This is a genomic window from Paenibacillus sp. LK1 (assembly GCF_002750415.1).
In the GTDB taxonomy this organism is placed as follows: domain Bacteria; phylum Bacillota; class Bacilli; order Paenibacillales; family Paenibacillaceae; genus Paenibacillus; species Paenibacillus taichungensis.
The window spans coordinates 402055-417018 of record NZ_PEII01000003.1 but is presented as its reverse complement, the minus strand read 5'-3'; the positions used below and the strand labels follow the sequence as shown (position 1 = coordinate 417018).

Sequence of the window (14964 nt, the reverse complement as noted above, 5' to 3'; positions counted from 1 at the left end):
AATCTCTAATCAATGGGGAAATCCGGGGATAAAGGCGAGCGCTTCGCTTTTCGAGATTTGTTCTGCCCGTTCCGTTTAGCGTGTAATGTAGCTTAACTTAAATTCGTATCGGTATTTCCTTTATCCGAATCAGTATCCTCTTTGGGGATCTCCCAGATCATCTCGGTTCGGAATCCGCCGAGAGGGGATGGGCCGAATAGAAGGTAGGATTGATTGCCGAATAGGTGCATGATTCGCTGATTCGTGTTCCAGAGGCCACAGCCCATTTCCTCCTGCAGCGGCTGCTGCATTTTAAGATTCAACGCCTCCAACTGTTCCGGGCTCAAGCCAGGTCCGTCGTCATCGATGTAAATTTTGCAGAACCCGTTCGAGCTCTCGCCAGTAATTCGAATTTCACCGGATGAATAAGACTTCGCCACACCGTGAATGACCGAATTCTCCACAATGGGTTGCAGCATTAATCGTGGTACAGACTGGGCAAGCATATCCTCAGGGATGTCAATGTGATATTCAATTCGGCCATTACGCAGCTTCTGGATATCCAAATAGTTAACGAGCAGATTGATTTCTTCTTTTAGAGAAGATGTCTCTCGCTCCACTCGTGTCGTATAACGATAGTAGGCACTTAGGTTATGTGCCATGGAGACGACGGCTTGCTCGTCCTTCATCTGCGCCATGTTGATGATATAGCCAAGACAGTTATATAGAAAATGAGGATTGATCTGCGCCTGTAACTGTTTCAACGTAGCTTCCTTGGCCCTGATTTTTTCCTGGAACACGTTCTCGATCAGGTCTTGAATCTGATGGGACATATCATTGAATCGATGGAACAAAAACGAGAATTCATTCTGATCCTTGCTATGCAGACGGACGGAATAATCTCCGCGCTGCACGCGGCGTAAGCCCTGGATCAGCTTTTTGATCGGATATTGAATGTTTCGATATAACAGGATCGAAGCGGAAATGCCCACCACAAACAGCAGAATCATAAAAAGATAGAACAAGTTCCGACTGAGCGAGATCGGCTGTAGAATCTGATAGAGTGGTACGACATCGACCAAATGCCAATCCAGATAAGAGGATTTCACCGAGCTAACCAGATACTTTTTCCCGTTCAGCTTGACGACATCCTGTGTGGTATCCTCGGTCGAGTGTTCATCCAGATAACGAATAAGTTCCTCGGATAGCTGCTTGTCTGCACTGCGGTTCAGAATGGGTGAATTTCCTTTGTGATAAAAGAAGGGATCACCTTGTCCACCTTCCTTATACGTATCCAGCATGTTCTGAATGTTTTCATAACTGAAGCTGGCTTCAATCACCAGATTGCTTCCCGTCAACATACCCGGCTGGGCCAAGGAATCCGTAAAGAACCAGTAAAAGGATTTCATATCCTCTTTGGACTCAGCGCCATCACCGTATGTCCATTGTCCGCTCATATTTCTTTTCAGGTAATCCTCATCATACCCGGTTGTTCTATTATAGTTGGCAATGACATCCTGATTCTGCTGTGAATGCACAGCATATCGAGTGGGCCATATATCGGTAACACCGGATTGCAGCATCAGCTTTTCCTGAATAACATATCGGGTCTGCATCTTGTCATAACGATCATTCCATATGTTCAAGCCATTAAATGCTCTGACATTGGGATCTCTGGAGAGAATAAGACTGAAATCCATCATCTGATTGATTCGGGAATCGATCTGACTGGATAAAAACGTGAGCTGCTTCGTATTGGAGACCTGTAGCTCTTTGCTTACAACATCATAAGTGACGTTGTTCGAGTAGGTATACATGATAATAATGGGGATAAACAGGACCACAATTAAACAGTTTATTTTGGCAAACAGACTAAACCGGGATCTGGACGTTCTTCCCAAAGTTATAAAGCGCTTCCATGTATTCATAAAAAGTCTCCTTCAAATTCTGTGTAAACAACCTCTTCAGATGATGTTCCTAACAAAACACTATCAAGCCTAACAATGTTATATAGTCAGACCTGAGAAATGCCTGATACTATTTATAGCAGAGATCCCCATTACACACAAAAACTTTTTTTGGGAACAGGAGCGCGCTATGGAGGCTAATATGGAAGCTAACCGGGTACCTCAGGCGGACATTGGGAGCAAGCCGAACAAAAAAACAAAAAAACGCTACAAACAACCATGGATTCTGCACTTGATGGTGTTGCCGGCGGCCATTATGGTCTTTATTTTTTCATACATTCCGATGTCCGGGATTTTGATGGCATTTCAAGACTATAAACCTGCACTGGGTTTTTTCGATTCCGAATGGGTCGGACTGAAGCATTTCAGATACATGTGGGAAAATGATTATTTCCTGCAAATCACGTGGAATACGCTGTTTTTTGCCTGTTCCAAGATCATTATGAACCTAATTATTCCGTTTGTCTTCGCCTTATTACTTAATGAGGTTCGGAAGATGGCGCTGAAAAGAACCATTCAAACGCTCGTATATCTTCCGCACTTTTTGTCTTGGGTTACGCTGTCAGGCATTCTGATCGATATTCTGGCGCAGACGGGTATTGTCAATCAGTTCCTGGTCTCCGTATTCGGCATTAAGCCAATCTTCTTCCTGGGGGATGGCAGCTGGTTCCGATTCACGATTATTGCGAGTGATGTCTGGAAAGAGTTTGGATTCAACACGATCATCTTCCTCGCGGCACTGTCTGGCATTAACCCGGCACTGTATGAAGCGGCTGAAGTGGATGGGGCAGGACGCTGGAAGCAAACGATGTATATTACCATCCCGGCACTTATTCCCATTGGGATCGTAATCGCAACCCTGGCACTGGGCAATGTGCTTAACGCCAACTTTGACCAGATCTTTAACTTATATAGTCCATTGATTTACCAACAAGGAGATATTATCGATACGTTTGTGTATAGAGAAGGTCTGCTCAGTGGGCAGTTCAGTTTCGCTACCGCCGTGAATCTATTCAAATCGGTCATTAGTTTGATCCTGATTGTGATCTCCTATCGACTGGCTTACCGATTCGCCGGATACCGAATTTTCTAGAAAGGATGACGAACTCATGTATCATAAAACGATGCCTTACCGCATATTCAGCATAATCAACAATGTGTTACTGACCATCCTTTCGCTGCTCTGCTTGCTGCCTTTGTATCACTTACTCATGGTATCACTGAGCGCATCTGCTCCTGCCAATGCTGGACTGGTGACGTTCTGGCCGATTGGTTTTACACTGGAGGCGTATGCTAAGACGTTCGCCAATAGCAATTTCCTCTCCTCCCTGTGGGTGTCTGTGGAGCGGACGGTACTGGGAACAGGGCTTGCGTTAATCGTCAATACGATTGCAGCCTACGCGCTCTCCAAAGAGACGCGGGTGTTCCGTGCACGCAACATCTATCTGTGGTATTTTGTCATCACGATGCTGTTCAGCGGTGGTCTCATTCCGGGGTACATCCTGATTCTGAAGCTGGGACTGATGAATACATTGCTGGCCTTGATCCTGCCGGGAGTGGTCGCGGTGTTCAACATTATCCTGCTGCTGAATTTCTTCCGTACCGTTCCCAAGGATCTGGAGGAAGCTGCATTTATTGATGGGGCAGGGCATTTGCAGACGTTTATCAAAATCTATCTGCCCGTCTCTGTACCTGTCATTGCAACGGTTTCCCTCTTCATGATGGTCGGACATTGGAACTCGTACTTTGACGGGATCATCTACATCCGTGATGCAGAAAAGCTGCCACTCGCGACATTCATGCAGACGATCATCGTGCAGGCGGATATGTCGAAGCTTGATCCAGAAGCGGTAGCAAACCTGTCCCAACGGACGATTCGGGCTTCACAGATCTTTATCAGTGCGCTGCCGATCCTGCTCGTGTATCCGTTCTTGCAACGGTACTTTGTAACCGGGATTGTGGTTGGGGCTGTGAAGGAGTAGAGTCGAGTAGCAGTACGAATAGGTGTGAAAAAGGAGTTGCTGAACTGGTGGAAGGCCAGGGAGGTGGCTTTTTTTGTAGAAATTAACTAAAAAATACAATGGATGCAGATGTTAAAATAAATGAACGGAGTGAGAACTTCATCTGGAAGATTCATTACAAATATTTTCAAACAAATTAATTTGATGTAAAATAGTACCAATCCATCATGGAAGTGAGGTTTTATACTTGATACCTCCTTATGTTGTAGACCTTTAGGTACTCTACTCATACCTTATTCTTTGGTAAATCTAAAGTAAGTGCCGGGGATCTTATTGTTTAATAATAACGATGAAATACAAGCGTGGGAATTGCAACAGCTACAGAAGTATCTGAAAACACAGGAAAAAAACAAAAGAAATTTTGACCCCAGAATAAAGAAATTAAATGAGTATCGAAATCACAGAAAAACCAAGTATTATTACAATAATGAGGTTAAGTGTATTCGTAAACTTACTCAAAGAAGATTCAAAATGAAATTTAAACACAATATTTATTTGCGAAGAATATTTCCACCCAGTGCCGCATGATTATCGGACGTATGGTTGGTTGTCCTACTAAAAAGAATGGAGAGAAGAGATTCTCTCTTTTTCTCTTTCCTAAAATGATAGGATTACCGATGTCACCATGCTGGAAAAGCATCTTCTCTCGCGGCAAAATAATGCATTAAGCAAAAAGGTCGCTCTTAGGAGCGACCCTTTTGTTGTTATCATCTGACTAATAATAAAGTGATAGTAGGGTTGATTCATTTTCGCAAAAAAGTGCCCATCAATAGAACTTAAATCATATCGTTCTTACTTCATGTTGAGTTGTGCTGTCCTTGCCGTAATTTAGTCCCAACTGATACGCCTGTTTCAGAAGTGCCTCATAATGCTCAGGCTGCGCATCCAACGTTTCATATAAAAATTCAACGCTCGACTGGGGCACGCCGCAGTAATTGGCAATACCCACATTGAGCAGATTCGTGATTGATTCATCATAGTTTCGCTTCTGCATCTGTTCTTCCGTTACGCCCGCAAGAGCAATCCATAACATCTGCTGATGATGAAGCTTGTTCGAGCCGTAGGCAAACCCGTTGTTCATGACACGATCCACATACCCTTTCAGCATGGCTGGCAGATGCCACCACCAGAGAGGAAACACAAAAGCGACAGCATCATGCTTCTTCAATCGCTCTATCTCCGCTTCTATCTCAGGGGAGAAAACCTGATGTTCCTTGGTAAAGTCAGGTTCATCTATACCTTGGAGAACAGGGTTGAAGCCAATGCCATGCAAATCCAATATCTCAAAATCGTGACCAGCCTCGGCAAGGCCCTGCACGAAACGATCAGTAACCTGGAAGGTCAGGGAATCTTTTCTCGAATGCGACACAACGACTAATACATTCTTCTTATCTTTCACTACCTTTCTGCATTGCTGTCTTGTAGCCATGAATCGCTGGCTGATGCTATTATAAACAGGTATGAAAACATCTGGAAGTACGCACTTTGATGTTCTATAGGAAGAATGAAGTGCCATAGGAACATCAAAGTACCCTGAATCACTACCTCGAAATGGAGTTCAAATAACGAAACGAAGAGAAATAAGAAGGTTATGATTTTAGCTCGGCAACAGCTTGATGAAGGAGGGATAAAAGTTGACGGAACATGGAAAAACGAGCACTCCAAAGAAATATAAAGTCGGCGTGGAGGCGGCCTTGGAAGTGATGGGCGGGAAGTGGAAGCCTTTGATTATTTATCATTTAATGACAGGGCGAAAACGTACATCGGAGCTGCGTCGGTTGATACCGGACATCACGCAGAAAGTGCTGACAACGCAGCTCAGAGGTTTGGAAAAGGACGAGATCGTACAGCGAAAGGTGTATTCGGAGGTTCCTCCAAAAGTGGAATATGAGTTAACGAGTTACGGTTGGGGACTCAAACCTGCTTTGGACTTCTTGTGCTATTGGGGAGAGGAGCACCTCGAAAAGGTTTACGGGGATAAGTTCAAGGTGTTGGAGGAGTTTGACTCTCCAGAGTATTGAAGAGGCGAACCTGGTCCAGTTAAATAAAGGATCATCGCGTAATCGCAAATGTTGGTGATTTGTGATTGAAATGAGCCGGAGAAAAAAGGGGGTGAGAAGTTGAATGTATTAAAAGTAATATAAAAAATTAGAAATTCGTAGATTCTTTAATGGAGAGGTGTGAGTAGTATGATTAACAATGAATATTATGTAAAGATTAATCAAGATGCACAAGAACATTATCAGTTCTACAAGCAACAAGCAGAAGCACTGGTAGATAGAAGAGAATATACGACCAGTAAACGTTATGACATTTCGCCGTATTGGTATGCGCGCCAAGGTGAAATTCCTGGAGATATCTCAGATGAAGAGACGGATACATATTATGAGTTTGATGAAGAAGGCAGAATACGAATTTTGGCCTGCGACGATTTAATTGATGGCTACACCTACGTTACATATGCAGATGGTGTAATAACGACAAGAACGTATGTCGATGGCGAATTAGACTCAGTCAAGGAATATCTGACACAAGACGGGTTAGTCTGTCGGTCAGTGGAGTATTTTACTCGATTCAATAAATTAGAGTATGAAGACTATATCTATGAAGGCAACAGACTTGTGGAAGTATACCAACCTCAATACGAAAATAATGATTATTTTGTTCACCTTCTTCGAACGTATTTCGAATATGATGAGCAAGGTGTTCTCCTGCGTGTGTTAGATGGGACCCAAGGTGTGATCTACGTGCTGATGTCATCCGAAGAAGTCTTCGTGCTCCGGGAATCTGTGAAAAAAGGACTCATTCTGGCCTTGAAAGAAATTGTTGGTGCTCTTTGTGAGAAACAATCAAACAAAACATATTGTTTTCTCTCAATTTACTTACATGATGAAGTTCATACGGTTTATTCACCTATTTTTCACCCAGGCTGGCAAGAGGTAAGGGAAGAGCAAATAGAAGAAAAAGATGAGGGCGAAGATTATTATTACATGATCTGGAGTTCAGGTGAGCATCCTGTGAACGATCAACAAGAACTTATGGATCATGATTTAATTCAGAAGCTTAGAACTCTTATTATGTATTGGCGTAGCATCGGTGATTGGTGGGAGGAAGGCATGAGCTTGTGGAAGGAAGTCGCGTATGACCTCAATGAAACGACGAATTGGTCTGCTTACTCAGGACTTACGAAAAACTTTGTTGTGTTCGTCGAATGGGAGGCAATGGATGTGATGAATGGAGATTTGCAAGAAAGCATCCCTTCAGCCAAGTTAGAAGTTTTACAATCAGAAGGCATAGCGCCACGCATTTAAGATATCAACAAGTGATTTGGGAGGGACAAATTATCAAATATTTGACTACATATCCACGGGCCAAGTTGAATTTAGGAGTTATGCTGATCCTTGAAATTTTTTTGTTCATGAATTATTCCGTTAGCCGTGTAGGTATATTAAGTTATTTTACAATGGCTATGATGATCTTTATTTTCGTTTATATTGTCATCCTTATCAAACGTTTATTTTTCACCAATTCGACTATTACTCTGGGAAGCGATTATGTGATATCTACGAAAAATCAGAAATATGAAGCAACTCAAATTGAGTGCATCTATATGAATTACGACCGCATTGGAATTAAACTCCATGGAAGACGGCTAGTTCCTACGGATTTATGTTTTTATTTTGAACAAAGCCAGGAGACCAAAGGTTTAAGGGGATTAAATGAATGGGCAGCGCGCCATAAAAAACAAGTGAAACAGAAATTCTTTCAAACATTAATGTAGTCTTCTACGTTGGTTAGAGCATCTAGAAGGATTCGTCGAGATAGGAGAGATCACTCATGAAATATCGAACAAAAGAATGGTATGAAACCTGCCAGCGGACTGGTCTTCATTTTGGATTGAGGGTACATAGCGGAACTAACGAATTGGACGAAGCACTTTTTCTGAGGTTGTACAAAAGAAAAGAAAAAGCGCATGTAAATGTGGAACGTGAGATATATAACATCGATCCTCGTTCTATGCTGAAGCATGATGGTACGGTTCTTGTGCGTGCTGACCAGTTTTTTAGTGAGGAAGTGGTAGCTGAAGAGGATAAGATGATTTATCATATGCCGCCAGAACAAAGAGCGCATATTGAGAAGCTTATTGCGGAGTATGATGTCCGCCCTCCTTTTGACGAGGGAAAATGCAAAAAAGAGTATAAAGAAATGATGGAAGGGAGTGTCCAAAGCCAGAAAGAGCGTTTACCCCAAAACATCGTTGAGCAAATTGCAGATATCCGTGTGTTTACGCTCGGTTATTGCACAAGAGAAATATTGCTTCAGTTGAAGAAACAGAGTGCGGAAAATACGATAGAGATGGACCGCGTATCGAAAGAATACAGGGAGGCCATTTTAGCGCAGGATATTTCGGATGAAATTCGTAGCCGGGTTCAATTTCATGATTGTACAGTGACGGAACTGCTGGCGGGAGAGGAAGTTGTCATTCGTTTTGATACCAGTGGAGGCTTCACTAATATGAATAAACTTACGCTGATTGCATCCGAAATCATCAAGCAAGAAGGAGAGATTGTAGGCAGTTACTGGCTGTATCAAGAGCTGTACCAGATTGATAACGGATATGAGCTTCATGTTTTATTTTATGGAGAAGATATGCCTGAACTGATCGTTCGCTGTGAAGATATTCTCGCAGAAGAAGAGTGAGGCAGAGGCGGCGGTAGAGAAACTGAGCTTCCCGCAACAATAATATTACACAAGGTGATTTTATGAAAAAAAGAAATCAAAAAAAGAGATAATACCACTGATTAAACAGGTATCATCTCTTTTCTTATATGAAACGTAATGTCGATACTGGATAAGTCATTTTAATCCCAATTCCATATCTCTACTCGATTCAAATGGAAATGTTGGAATTCCGGGACCTTTGTAAGTTTCTCTAACTCTCGTACGGGACCAGTAACAACCGCGCCATATACTTGAACGCCATTCTTTTTTAAATAGGCAAGACGTTGTATATCCAGTTCAGCACCACTGTACTCAATATGGTTTGACATCCACTCTAGATCAGACATCATCGCTTGAACTTGTTCCTGCATCTGTCCTATATCGTCTGGGACAAAATAGTTATACCAATTTGCCCCATCCTCTTTAAATTCAGAAAGAGGTTTAAGACTCAAATGAGGAATATTATAGTTAAACATGCCTGACCGAGAGTAAGAGATATCTTGATCTATTAATTCGCCAGAATAGATCGGCATGGCGGTTACTGCAACATCATAATCTGTAAGAAGCTGCATCAGTTGATCGGGAGGCGCTAGGTTTTTCAAGGATAATGACATCTCAGCGACATGTCCGTCATCAATTTTACGAAGCCGATTCAAGCTACTGCTTTCATCAGAGGTATCTTTATCTTTAGTAGGTATACCATCTACTAGGGAGTAAGGGAGATAGAAAGGGCCTGGGTTATTGCCATTCATATACGCTCCTGTATTTGTAATCGTATAGGTGAATTTACCGGTTATACTGAGTGCAGCTTGAATTTCACCTGTGATTACTTCCCATGAGCCCACGTGTCGATATATTTTCAGATTAGCTTTCTGGGTTAGGAGTGGGGTTACTTCAAAGAGTTCATAATTCGTCTTCTCTACCCGAAGTCCGTCACCATGCATCTCAACCACAGATACAATCGAACGAATGAAGTCATTACGCACCTTTGACTGATCAAAATAGATATGGAGTGACGATACATAGATGTGATACACCATAAATACTAGAAAAAGAGCTCCTCCTGCATTTAGGAAAAACTTCCATCTCGTTTTCCAAACCATTCGTTTAAACTGCTTATGGCCCCATTCAGGACGCTGGTACTCAAAATCTTCTTCCCGAAATACACGTTCCTCATCATGTGGTGTTTTAGACATTCTCAAACGTCTCCTTTCATTTGAAGCATCTCTGCTTTGAATCGTTCTCTGGCGCGAAAAAGAGTGACCTTGACCTTGTTCATGTTCATATCCAGAATCTCGCAAAGTTCGTTATAAGATAACTCGTTCATTTCTCGTAGCAACAAAATGGTTCTATATTGTTCGGGAAGTTTCTTCATCACTTGTTGAATACGAAGGGTACGTTCACGAGCTGTGAGCACTTCCTCAGGGGAACGATATGTATTTTCTGTCGCTTGCTGCTCCATCTCTCGATTCATTTGAATTTCTCCACGATATTTACGATACCAATCAATAAATAAATGCCGAGCTACTTTGTATAGCCAGGCTCTGGCGTAACTTGCATGCTCTGCTTTCATGGATACCATGGCTCTGTAAAAGGTTTCTTGAACTAACTCCTCAGCTGTCTCCTGAGATCCACACATACGGTATAGATAGAGATGCAGGGAGGATTGGTACTGCTTGAATAGTTCGGCATATAAATCACTCCTCATTTCAAGTTTCCTCCTCCTTCTCTTTAGACAACGGGTCAAGTCAAATAATGTTACAGTAAAAATGAAAAATTTTAGGAGGTTTCTTTAGGAAACTAAAATAAGAAAAAGGAGTAACCATAAGTAAGAGAACGAAAAACATATCGTTAATGAGAAAGTATATAAAAAAACTTTTAAATTGGGCTCGAAAAACATAGTGTAGCTTAACAATGTGAAATTCTCTTGGAAAGGAACAGACCATGACCAAATCAAATTTGGAAGTACAAGCTGTTTTTATGGATAGAGATGGAACAATCGGTGGGACAGGTCACTTTATCCATCCTAGAGATTTTGAATTATATCCGAATGCGAAGGAAGCAATCATGCTTTTAAAAACAAGCGGAATTAAGGTGGATTTGATCAGTCCTATATATGTCCACATGAACAAGAATGCAGCTGCAGAAAGCCGAAACCTGGTATGTTGTTACATGCTTCAGAGCAACACGATCTGGATTTATCAAAATGCGTAGTTATTGGTGACGTGGGGGATACCGACATGCTTGCTGCCCATGCAGTAGGAGCGACAAAGATCATGGTGAAGACAGGTTGGGGAGAATCCTCATTAACCAAATTCAGAGACAAATGGACAGAGACCGAACCTGATTATATCGGCAATCGAGCTCGGTGAGACACCTGCTCAAGCGAGGATAAGAGAAGCATGGGAAGAGACAGGACTTATCATAGAACCGGAGAAAGTGATAGGGATTTATGGTGGTGAAGAGCAGAGGTTTATATACAGTAATTGTCACCAGGTTGAATATTTAACGATCGTATTTGAATGCAGTATCAAATCTGGACAACTGACATCCGATAATGAAGAGATGAAGGATCTGCAATTTTTCCCCGTGCATGAGCTTCCACCTATTGCAAACAAGTATCCAGACTATATTTTTAGTTCTAACCAAGAGGAAAGGGCGCATTTTAAATAATTCTATGAATCTATATGGGAAGAAACCAAATGGTATTGATATTGAGTGGACGACCAGCACATTTGGTTATTTATCCATTCCGGTGTTTGTCTTGGGGATTGTATTTTATTTCTTTCCTGATATTTTATATAAATGCTTTGTTCTGATGAGATATAGGGGAATCAAACCAAATTGGGAATTTGAGGACAACCCTCCAAACAGAGATATTCCAAAATTGATAGAAGTGATATTAAAAGCATTAGGCTGCATCATGATGATATTAGGAATCATATGGTTTTGGTTTTCGGAAGAGTTTTATCATTTTTGGTTTGTTTAGCAATAGTACGCATCTTATAAGCAGGAGTGAAATGAATGAAAGCATGGTTGTTAGATTACTATCCACCGAATAATACGATTGAATTTAGCGATTCGGAGGAATTGGATCAAGTTTATAAGGCATTAGGCAGTAATAAGCCGATTATTCAGGAATGGTCTGCACCTAACGTAGAATTTAATGATGTGGGCAAACCAGCCGATATTTTAAACAGATACACAGGAGCGCTTGTCATTAGTAGGAAAGTGAAAGAACTATTGGAACAGAACCACATTGAACATATCGAGTTTTTGCCACTCTCAACGGCTACTGAAGAGGAATACTATATTTTACACGTGCTGAGTGTTATCGATTGCATAGACCCGGAAAACTCTAAAGTAAGGACTTATTATGACGACGTTCCTCAATTTGATGAGTATTCACTCGTTTTAGATCAAAAAGCTTTACAAGGACAACACATATTCAGAATTAAACTACCAAGCGAGGATAGAGAGTTATCGTACATATATGTTTCAGATTTTTTGCAAGAAATATTAAGTCAATTCATCGTGGGTTATCAATTGGTGGAGATCTGGGATTCGGAATTTTCCTGGAAAGCCAAAGAAGAAAAGCATGAGCGGATGGGTCAGGAAATTGATAGCTCCCTGCTAGAAGTGTTTAATTTTGATAAAGCCAAGAAGTTCGCTCGTAAAAATAAAGGCCATATGGTGTACTCCGGTAAGTGGGCGATCAAGTCAGATAAGGAAAAGCGAATTTGGTTAGGGAACCTTCAATTGGATGGGAGCTACTCATGGATCAACCCCATCTATTATCCTCCCATTTTGTTGGAACTTCAGTGGGGAATTCCAGAAAGAAGTAAAACGATGTTTAGCCGTTTGAAAGAGAGTGTTGGCTTTAAATAACAAAATATTTAGCTAAGAATTACCTGGAAGGAGGAGTGGCGTGAGAAGCTCCAGGTTTACACCATATTTAAGTTTTATTGGTTTTGGGTTAATTATCATGACATTGGTCATAAATCTTATTTTTAAATATGGAAGGGGATTGGATGAAGGTTCCCTTATGCTATTATCGGTTGCCAATGCCGTCTCATTAGTTTTCACTTTAGTATGGGGATTATTTGGGATTATTGAGTTGTATTTATTATTGATATCGAACAAGAAACTTAAATCCAGATTGGACACTGGGAGGATAGGTAAAGAAGAGTATATGAAATTAGCCAAAAATCATAAATTCAGTTTCGTTGTAAATATAAGTTATCTAGTTATGTTTTTATTTCAACTTGCATATGTCATTATGAATTGGGATGAAGTTAATATATAGGGGGAATTATAATTGAAAGTATTGTCAATTATCGGTATCGTGTTATTCACATTAACGTTTTTAATGATATTCGGGCTAGTGCCAGAAGATTCCGATAGCGCAGCAATCTTGGGACTTTTAAGCATGCTGTACGCCATACCCTTCTCAATTATTGCTTTGGTTGTATCTTCTCGGAGGAAAAAACAACCTGTAAATGTCCATGAACAACTTTTGCAGCTAGGTGAGTTAAAAGAAAAGAATATCATCTCGGAATATGAATTTGATCAAAAGAAAGAGAAGCTGCTTTTTAAGATCAAATAGTTCAGAGACAACTACATACAAATAATGGAGGCCCACCTAAGATAATAGTTATCGGGGGATGCCTCCATTATTAATAATATCTCCGAAAGGATTTAAATTAACCTTACTCGTTCGTAATATTTATCGTTTTATCGGTTATGGTCTTACCATCACTTTCCAATGCCTGAACAATCACGTGGTGATGCAAAGACTTACCCGCAATATCCCACGTTATCTTCCAACCATCGTCCTCGTTAGTATCATATCCAATAAGTTCTCGTTCTCCCCAAGTCTCAGTTCCTGTTGGGACGGCCCAGAACAGAAGTGTTTCCGCGTTGGTCGCCTCAACTGTGACATTTAACTCTGTGCTATCTGTAGGAACTATAATCCAACCTTCTTTTTGGGGAAAGTTAGTCTTAACATTCGTAATTATGGGCAGAGCTTCATTTCTTAGCATAACTTCAGTGTCATGATTTTCAGCAGGAACTTCTGAAGCACAGGCTGTGAGAAGAAGGAAGAGCAGAAGAATCGGGAAAAATGCTCTATTTGTCATGATGATTAGCTCTTTCTATATAGTGGTATTCACTAATCCTTCAGAGTAATTCCGTCGTACTTGGTTTGACAATACGTTATATGCATGTAAACATAACAGTTAATCAAGTACAGTTTAATATAAGTAAGGAGTTGTAATTCAGGATGGAATTCTTTGGAGCTCTTATAGCGTTGATCCTATGTTTTATTGTGTTTCTTATCGTTGCTGCAGTTATACGCTATGCGATAGATTCATCAAAAACATCGAAAAGACTTGAGGATCTAATAAAAGAAGTACACTATTTGAGAACTGAAATTAATAAACAAAATAACAATAAACAAGGCGATAATAAATATATTATTGACGAGAAAGTATATTATAGGGTGCCTATTCAAGATGCAATACCTTGCATCATGCAAGTCGTTTTATGGAAGGAGGGTTAAGGTGCGAAGTGATTTCATTGAGTTAGTTGAAGAGAGTGATGAGAGGTACAAATGTTATGTTTTGAAAAATACAGTCCAAATATTTAAGCAATCCATAAAGGATGAAGATTTAAAGGATGTCCGAATCTATATATCGACGACTATTCAGTTAGATGCAATTGCTGATGTAGTGGAGTCATATCTGCATTGGTTTACGGAGTGTGAGGCCGTATTTCGAAATTATTATGAGAACGAACTTCGCGAACAAGTACATAAGGATTGGTTTAATGAAATTGAAGTTTATCAAGTAGATATCACATTTAATAGTAAAGAGGACTACGGAGCAACGATAGCCTGCGGAGACAATGTGTTACAAGGTCACATTATGATTATTGATTTTGATCGAGAACATATCCAGGCTATCCATTTAAATGGATAAGCTAATTATATATACCATTAATGATGATGACTTGTAGTCTATTGTTTTCTCTTAGCTCCAGGTAGTTAAGAAATAGAAGAAGCGTTATCAGTACAAGGATCACTGACGCGAACTTTTGGAATTTCCCCATGGTAGATTTAACCTCCTCGTTATATTAAGTAAATTACGGTGTAAAACAAGTTAATTCGATACTGCCATCTGTATTACATAACACCTGAATGGAATTAAAGTTACGTGCAAAATGAAAAACAGGACTATTCCTCTAACGGGAATAAGTCCTGTTTCTATTTACAACTA

19 protein-coding genes are annotated in these 14964 nt (G+C 40.7%); 14 read left to right on the top strand and 5 right to left on the bottom strand.

Going from position 1 to position 14964, the window contains the following annotated elements; genetic code table 11:
• Window positions 1-92: 92 nt before the first annotated feature.
• Complete coding sequence (locus CS562_RS09005) at window positions 93-1907, bottom strand: sensor histidine kinase (protein ID WP_099855109.1); 1815 nt, start codon at window positions 1905-1907, stop codon at window positions 93-95.
• A gap of 181 nt (window positions 1908-2088) precedes the next feature.
• Here CS562_RS09005 and CS562_RS09000 point away from each other — a divergent pair, with 181 nt between their 5' ends.
• The gene (locus tag CS562_RS09000) at window positions 2089-3039 is read left to right on the top strand and encodes an ABC transporter permease (RefSeq protein ID WP_064639787.1); all 951 of its coding nucleotides are present in this window, start codon (window positions 2089-2091) and stop codon (window positions 3037-3039) included.
• Window positions 3040-3055: 16 nt separating this feature from the next.
• Complete coding sequence (locus CS562_RS08995; protein ID WP_099855107.1) at window positions 3056-3928, top strand: carbohydrate ABC transporter permease; 873 nt, start codon at window positions 3056-3058, stop codon at window positions 3926-3928.
• A gap of 820 nt (window positions 3929-4748) precedes the next feature.
• Here the strand turns inward: CS562_RS08995 and CS562_RS08985 are convergent.
• A complete protein-coding gene (locus CS562_RS08985; RefSeq protein ID WP_099855104.1) occupies window positions 4749-5396 on the bottom strand; it encodes an NAD(P)H oxidoreductase in 648 nt (215 codons plus the stop codon).
• Window positions 5397-5670: 274 nt separating this feature from the next.
• On the opposite strand from CS562_RS08985, the gene CS562_RS08980 reads away from it, so the two are divergent.
• The 3 genes from CS562_RS08980 (at window position 5671) to CS562_RS08965 (ending at window position 8668) form a co-directional block, all read left to right on the top strand.
• Window positions 5671-5988, top strand: coding sequence for a winged helix-turn-helix transcriptional regulator (locus tag CS562_RS08980; protein ID WP_180287085.1), 318 nt, complete (start codon window positions 5671-5673; stop codon window positions 5986-5988).
• 168 nt (window positions 5989-6156) lie between these two features.
• Window positions 6157-7278, top strand: a complete 1122-nt coding sequence (locus CS562_RS08975) for a hypothetical protein (protein ID WP_099855100.1) — start codon at window positions 6157-6159, stop codon at window positions 7276-7278.
• Window positions 7279-7804: 526 nt separating this feature from the next.
• Window positions 7805-8668 (top strand): DUF4085 family protein, encoded by an 864-nt coding sequence (locus tag CS562_RS08965; protein WP_099855096.1) that lies wholly within the window; start codon window positions 7805-7807, stop codon window positions 8666-8668.
• A gap of 161 nt (window positions 8669-8829) precedes the next feature.
• Here CS562_RS08965 and CS562_RS08960 read toward each other — a convergent pair whose 3' ends face one another.
• Together CS562_RS08960 and CS562_RS08955 are read right to left on the bottom strand one after the other, a co-directional pair.
• The gene (locus tag CS562_RS08960) at window positions 8830-9885 is read right to left on the bottom strand and encodes an anti sigma factor C-terminal domain-containing protein (protein ID WP_246318278.1); all 1056 of its coding nucleotides are present in this window, start codon (window positions 9883-9885) and stop codon (window positions 8830-8832) included.
• A 2-nt stretch (window positions 9886-9887) separates the two neighbouring features.
• Window positions 9888-10397: an RNA polymerase sigma factor gene (locus CS562_RS08955; RefSeq protein WP_099855094.1), complete on the bottom strand. Its 510-nt coding sequence runs from the start codon at window positions 10395-10397 to the stop codon at window positions 9888-9890.
• Window positions 10398-10633: 236 nt separating this feature from the next.
• Between CS562_RS08955 and CS562_RS33895 the strand changes: the two genes are divergently transcribed.
• From CS562_RS33895 to CS562_RS08925, 7 genes are read left to right on the top strand one after another with little or no spacing between them, the layout of a single operon-like run.
• Complete coding sequence (locus CS562_RS33895) at window positions 10634-10903, top strand: hypothetical protein (protein WP_306553880.1); 270 nt, start codon at window positions 10634-10636, stop codon at window positions 10901-10903.
• Window positions 10804-11061 carry an HAD-IIIA family hydrolase gene (locus tag CS562_RS33890; protein ID WP_306553922.1) on the top strand — a complete coding sequence of 86 codons (258 nt, stop codon included), beginning with the start codon at window positions 10804-10806 and terminating at the stop codon, window positions 11059-11061. The genes CS562_RS33895 and CS562_RS33890 overlap by 100 nt, the downstream gene beginning before the upstream one ends.
• Window positions 11033-11362, top strand: coding sequence for an NUDIX domain-containing protein (locus CS562_RS08945; RefSeq protein WP_099855092.1), 330 nt, complete (start codon window positions 11033-11035; stop codon window positions 11360-11362). Before CS562_RS33890 ends, CS562_RS08945 begins: the two co-directional genes overlap by 29 nt.
• Window positions 11298-11678 (top strand): hypothetical protein, encoded by a 381-nt coding sequence (locus CS562_RS08940; protein ID WP_180287079.1) that lies wholly within the window; start codon window positions 11298-11300, stop codon window positions 11676-11678. Before CS562_RS08945 ends, CS562_RS08940 begins: the two co-directional genes overlap by 65 nt.
• A 35-nt stretch (window positions 11679-11713) precedes the next feature.
• Entirely contained in the window at window positions 11714-12577 is an 864-nt protein-coding gene (locus CS562_RS08935) for an imm11 family protein (protein ID WP_099855090.1), read from the top strand.
• A gap of 40 nt (window positions 12578-12617) precedes the next feature.
• Window positions 12618-12995, top strand: a complete 378-nt coding sequence (locus CS562_RS08930; RefSeq protein ID WP_099855089.1) for a hypothetical protein — start codon at window positions 12618-12620, stop codon at window positions 12993-12995.
• Between the two features lie 12 nt (window positions 12996-13007).
• Window positions 13008-13295, top strand: coding sequence for an SHOCT domain-containing protein (locus CS562_RS08925; protein WP_099855087.1), 288 nt, complete (start codon window positions 13008-13010; stop codon window positions 13293-13295).
• A 103-nt stretch (window positions 13296-13398) separates the two neighbouring features.
• Here CS562_RS08925 and CS562_RS08920 read toward each other — a convergent pair whose 3' ends face one another.
• On the bottom strand, window positions 13399-13827 hold the full coding sequence (locus CS562_RS08920; protein WP_099855085.1) for a hypothetical protein: 429 nt from the start codon (window positions 13825-13827) through the stop codon (window positions 13399-13401).
• Between the two features lie 143 nt (window positions 13828-13970).
• Here CS562_RS08920 and CS562_RS08915 point away from each other — a divergent pair, with 143 nt between their 5' ends.
• On the top strand, window positions 13971-14249 hold the full coding sequence (locus CS562_RS08915; RefSeq protein ID WP_099855083.1) for a hypothetical protein: 279 nt from the start codon (window positions 13971-13973) through the stop codon (window positions 14247-14249).
• 1 nt (window position 14250) lies between these two features.
• Window positions 14251-14667, top strand: a complete 417-nt coding sequence (locus CS562_RS08910; protein WP_180287078.1) for a hypothetical protein — start codon at window positions 14251-14253, stop codon at window positions 14665-14667.
• Window positions 14668-14964 lie beyond the last annotated feature (297 nt).